The 4,368-nt window shown below is 71.4% G+C and carries 5 protein-coding genes; 2 read left to right on the top strand and 3 right to left on the bottom strand.

Annotation, left to right across the window (positions count from 1 at the left end; all coding sequences use genetic code 11):
* Positions 1-285: 285 nt before the first annotated feature.
* A complete protein-coding gene (locus D7W81_RS40085) occupies positions 286-711 on the bottom strand; it encodes a nuclear transport factor 2 family protein (protein WP_120560588.1) in 426 nt (141 codons plus the stop codon).
* Positions 712-952: 241 nt separating this feature from the next.
* Between D7W81_RS40085 and D7W81_RS40080 the strand changes: the two genes are divergently transcribed.
* Positions 953-1,726 (top strand): hypothetical protein, encoded by a 774-nt coding sequence (locus D7W81_RS40080; protein WP_120560587.1) that lies wholly within the window; start codon positions 953-955, stop codon positions 1,724-1,726.
* Positions 1,723-2,226, top strand: a complete 504-nt coding sequence (locus D7W81_RS40075) for an arsinothricin resistance N-acetyltransferase ArsN1 family A (RefSeq protein WP_120560586.1) — start codon at positions 1,723-1,725, stop codon at positions 2,224-2,226. The genes D7W81_RS40080 and D7W81_RS40075 overlap by 4 nt, the downstream gene beginning before the upstream one ends.
* A gap of 1 nt (position 2,227) precedes the next feature.
* On the opposite strand, the gene D7W81_RS40070 is transcribed toward D7W81_RS40075, so the two are convergent.
* Positions 2,228-3,703: a hypothetical protein gene (locus D7W81_RS40070; RefSeq protein WP_147445803.1), complete on the bottom strand. Its 1,476-nt coding sequence runs from the start codon at positions 3,701-3,703 to the stop codon at positions 2,228-2,230.
* Between the two features lie 134 nt (positions 3,704-3,837).
* On the bottom strand, positions 3,838-4,368 hold a 531-nt coding region (locus D7W81_RS40065; RefSeq protein WP_279637941.1), incomplete at its 5' end, for a glycoside hydrolase family 19 protein.

Genomic DNA, 4,368 nt, shown 5'->3' with positions numbered 1-4,368 from the left:
TGCCGCCGGTGTCCGCCACGCAGGAGCCGAGCGCCGCGCCGGCGGGAGAGGCCGCCAGGAGCAGGACGGCCAGGAGGGGGGAAATGACGCGGGTCATCATGGGGTTCCCGGGGGGACAACGCGGCCCGTCGAACAAGGGGGGGCCATGCCTTCCCAGGCTACCCCGGCTCGCGGTTTGGGTGCACGGAAGTGCACACCCGGTCCGGGTGGACCTTGCGATGCCGGCATGCCCCTGGATGGCCGCAGCCATAAGAACCCCGGGGGCCGCCGGAAGTCGCGCTCGCGTCAGGCGGGCGTCGTCGAAGGAACCTCCGAGCGGGGCGCGGTGCCGTTCGCGAGCTCCTGCCCCAGGGCGTGCGGGTCGAAGTAGGCGAAGAAGCGGCGCACGCGGTCGCCATCCCACTCGATGATGGAGACGCCCTCGTAGGCGACGGCGGCCCCGTTGTGCGCGGTGCCTTGCGTCTCCCACTCCAGGGCCACGCGGTCGCCGGACTCGATCATGTTGCGGAAGGTGGACTTCACCTGGCCCAGGGTGCCCTTGTACTCGGTCCAGAAGCGGCGGGCGCCGTCGACGCCGGAGAAGACGCTGGGCGAAGCGACGTTGCTCACCTGCGCGTCGTCGGTGAAGAGGGCGACCATCGGCTCGATGTCGCCGTGCTCCTCCAGTTTCAGCAGTGCGTCCACGAACCGTTGCGCTCGTTCCATCGCCATCGGGTGTCCTCGCTCGTCGAAAAAGAGAAGTCAGGGGTGTGCGTGGAAAGGGTGCGCACGCGAACGGGAGGTGGCCTCCTTCGGGCGGCTGCTCCCTTGTCCTCCGGACGGCGGCACCACCCCCCTTGCCCCCGGGTGGCCTCTCCTTGGCTGACACTGTCTTCTCGCGGGCGGCAGGGACGACGGGGGCCCCCTTGCTCGCGGGCTTTCGCCGGAGGATGACTGTCCTTGAGGAGTCCGCATGTCCCAGGAAGCCCTCCGTTCCGCGCCGCCGCCCGCCGTCGACGCCGCCTCCGACATCCATCCCGTGCCCATCGCGGCGGAGGCGTTCCCGCCGCTGACGTCCCTGCTGGAGGAGGTGCGCTCGCCGGGGATGGTGCGCGCGGACATCGACGCGCTCATCGCGGCCCTGGGCCGGGCCCCCGCGCCGGACGAGCCACTGCGCGAGCGGGCGGATCTGCTGCTGGGGTTGCTGGAACGGAACAACGCGGTGGGGGACTACAAGGGCTCGGGTGGGATGAAGGTGCGGCACGCCGCGAGGGAGGCGTTGATCTCCCTGGGCTATCCGTACGCGATGGAGCTGCCGCCCGAGCTGCTGGAGACGAAGCCCCCCGGGAGGAAGCCGGGGCTGAGCGGGGGCGACATCTTCCTGGCGGTGGTGGCCCTGCTGTACCAGTCGGGAGCGCTGGCGCTGGGCCGGCTCGCCCTCGAGTACGTCGACCTGCCCGCGAACGAGGTGACGCTTGGCACCGGCCTGATCCTCTGGCTCGCCACCCTGTGCGCGCTGGTGGGCCACCAGTCACGGTCGCGGGACATGCAGGTCGCCGGCTCGGTGGTGCTGTGGGTGGCGGCGGTGGGCTGGATCCTGGTGGCCCTCGCGGGGACTGCCGCCATCGGGACCGGGGCCCTGGCCCTCGTTCCGTGGCACGTCACGCTGTGGACCGCCATTGCCCTGCGCCCGGAGTCCGCGCCGGACGAGGCGCCGGCGCCGCCCGCGTCCCGGCCCACGCCATGACCGCGCTGCCCACCCTCCGGGCCGCCACGCGCGAGGACCGGGCCGCCATCGCGGCCATCTACAACGCGGCCCTCGCCGAGCGTGCCTCCACGTTCGAAACGCGCCCGCGCACGGCGGAGGACATCGACGGGTGGCTGGGCAAGCGCCATCCAGTGCTGGTGGCGGAGGAGCACGGGCACGTCATCGCGTACGCCTCCACCAGCGCGTACAGCCCACGCGAGTGCTACGCGGGCATCGCGGACTTCAGCATCTACGTGGCGCCAGAGGCCCGGGGCCGCGACGTGGGCCGGCACCTGATGCAGGCGCTGATCCGTGAAGCGGAGGCAGCGGGCTTCCACAAGCTCACCTCGCGCGTCTTCGCCACCAATGTGCGCAGCCGCGCGCTGCTGGGACGGCTGGGGTTCCGGGAGGTGGGCGTGCATGAGAAGCACGCCCCGCTGGACGGGGTGTGGCACGACGTGGTGGTGGTGGAGAAGCTGTTGCCCGCGAACGTGAGGTAGGTTAGCGCCGCGCGTCCCGGGCCCACTCCTCGCGCGTCCAGCCCTGCCGTTCGTAGAGGGCCCGGCGCTCCGCGGGCAGGGCATCCCAGGCGACGCCGGGGTCCAGGTCCTTCGGGCGGCTGAAGAGGCCGGGAACGTCACTCCGGACGGCCTGGGCGGCGCGCTCGGGGGTGAGGCCGCGCAGGCCGTAGCCCAGCTTGAGACCGGCGTGGCTCTGGCCGGACTTGTCGGAGAGTCCGAAGGCGATGCCGCCGCCGAACTCCGCGGTGCGAGGGTTGAGGGCCGCGTGGGCACGGGCATGCGAGCCCGCGCCCAGGGACAGCTCCACCTTGCCCTCCGAGTCGCGGCTGACGCTGGCGATGCCCAGGTCCAACTGGAGCTGGGCCTCCGTCTTGCCGTGCGCGCCCGTCATCACCTCCAGGCCCAGGGGTCCGGCCTTGGTGGCGATGCCCGCCTGCGTCTGGACCTCAGTGGTGCCGCGAGCGGAGGCATGGGCTTCGCTCTTGAAGGCGAGCATCTCGTGGGACGCGCTGGCTTCGGCGGAGACGAAGACACCGGCCGGTCGTTCTCCGGAGAGGACCTGTGCGCGGGCGGTGACGGTTTCGTAGGCCTGGACGAGCGAGCGTTGAGGACGCCCCAGGCCGGCCTTCCATTCGGCCTCGAAGCGTTCGCGCTGGGGGTCGGACCAGGAGAGGCCGAGCGACGTCTCACGCAGGTCCAGCGCTTGCGGAGGCCCGAGCGCGCGAAGGGCCTGGAGGCTGCCGGCCTGGGCCACGGCTTCGCCATAGCGTTGCAGATATGCGTCGTAGGAGACGACGGCGGCACGGCCCGTGTCGGTGGCGTGGGCATTCACTGTGTCGCGCAGGGCCGCGGGCAGCTTCGGATCATTGACGAAGGTCTCCGGCCGTCCGGGCATGCCGAGCGGTCCCGCGACATCGCCTGAGCGCCGGGAGAGGACGCCGTTCGACGCGGCCTGTTCGAGGAAGGCCTGACGCGAAGGCGCATCCATCCGGGACACGTACGTGGTGAGCAGGCCGTCACGGTCCATGCGCTCCAGCGTGGCGCGGTACGCATCACGAGGCACGGAGCCGAGCGCATCATGCGTGGCCTGCACATCGCTGCCGGTGAGGAAGGGATTCGACAGGCTTCGAGTCAGGTGCGAGCGGACCGAGGCATAGACGTCCTCGGGGACGGGAGCGGAAGGGGAACGCAGCCGGCCGCCCATGGCCACGAGCTCGCGCGCGGACACGGCGGGGCCTTCCGCATGCGTGGAGGTTCGAGGCGAGGACGGGGCGACAGCAGGGCCGTCATAGGGCCGCAGCTCGTTGCGCGAAGGCGCGGAGACACTGCTCTCACTGACGGAGGTCCTGCGGGACGCGGTCGTGCCCACGCGAAGCTCCGGCGCGGGTGCATCGGGTTCAGGAAGCGTGGGTTCAGGGGACAGGGGGCTGCTACCGGGCGCATCGATTCGGGACATCAGGCTCGCTCCGAGGAAGGAGGAGCCGGTCCGCTGTGCACCCGGTGCGCCACGGTCAGGTGCCCGGAATCACAGGCACCCTCTGGCATCGCTGTGCCCGGGCGTGGGACCCGGGTCCCACGTCCCAGACGGGCTCAGCCCAGCACGTCCTGCGCGCGGCGGTAGTACATCTCGCGGCTCGCGAGGCCGTTGTAGCCGCCGTTGATGCGGCGGGTGACTTCGCGGAAGTTGCCCGCGTCCGCGTAGCTGTTCAGGTTGCGCGAGCCCCAGTACCAACCCGCGATGCGGAACGCGACGTCCGGATCCTTCGCTCGCTCCGGGTGCCCTTCCAGGTCGATGCCCAGCGCCTTGCCCGCCGCACGGTAGTTCGCGCGGCCCGTCAGCTGGATGGGGCCCCGGCCCTTGTAGCGCTTGCCGTCGCCCGGCTGCGTGTTGCCCAGGTCCTTGCGGCCCTCGTACGCCGCGCCGGACGCAATCTCCTCCATGTAGCGCAGCTCGCCGCTCTCGTGCGCCAGCTGCGCGAGGAACATCTCCTGACGCCGGGGCGTGTTGATCTTCGCCTCCGCCATCGCCTTGTTCAGGTGCGGCAGGTACTGCTCCGCCTTCGCTTGCGACAGGTTCGGCATGATCCGCCGCAGCTGCGCCGCCGTCACCCCACCCTTCCC

It is taken from the genome of Corallococcus aberystwythensis, from assembly GCF_003612165.1.
GTDB lineage: Bacteria > Myxococcota > Myxococcia > Myxococcales > Myxococcaceae > Corallococcus > Corallococcus aberystwythensis.
Note: the sequence above shows the minus strand (reverse complement) of the source record. Positions and strands in the feature narration are given on the sequence as shown.

Coding starts and splice junctions, on each gene's coding strand:
- D7W81_RS40080 (WP_120560587.1), top strand. CDS start 953: ATGTCCCAGGAAGCCCTCCGTTCCGCGCCGCCGCCCGCCGTCGACGCC.
- D7W81_RS40085 (WP_120560588.1), bottom strand. CDS start 711: ATGGCGATGGAACGAGCGCAACGGTTCGTGGACGCACTGCTGAAACTG.
- D7W81_RS40070 (WP_147445803.1), bottom strand. CDS start 3,703: ATGTCCCGAATCGATGCGCCCGGTAGCAGCCCCCTGTCCCCTGAACCC.
- D7W81_RS40075 (WP_120560586.1), top strand. CDS start 1,723: ATGACCGCGCTGCCCACCCTCCGGGCCGCCACGCGCGAGGACCGGGCC.